The 317-nt window shown below is 35.0% G+C and carries 1 protein-coding gene; it reads left to right on the top strand.

Translation table 11 applies throughout. The features are described from left to right. Positions 1–254 (top strand): T9SS type B sorting domain-containing protein (locus AC6CH4_RS26010; protein WP_498108243.1); only part of this gene is annotated, 254 nt, incomplete at its 5' end. Positions 255–317 lie beyond the last annotated feature (63 nt).

Raw genomic sequence — 317 nt, 5'->3', positions numbered from 1 at the left:
ATGGTTTGTCTCCCAATGGAGACGGGTTCAATGATGTGTTTTATATTAGTGGGCTGGAACAGTATCCCGACAATAATGTCACTATCTATAACCGTTGGGGAGCAGTGGTATATGATCAAAAGCATTATAATAATGCTGATATTTCCTTTGAAGGCAAAGAACTTCCGGTTGGAACATATTTTTATATTGTGAGTTACAAAGATCAGAACAATATTGGACATGATGCATCTGGGTACCTATACCTGACTAAATAGACTATTAACAATGTAATTATGAATCTATATTAAGCGTGTAAGCTTAAAAATAATCAGGGTTCA

This window comes from Flavobacterium sp. GQ95 (assembly GCF_059758655.1).
Note: the sequence above shows the minus strand (reverse complement) of the source record. Positions and strands in the feature narration are given on the sequence as shown.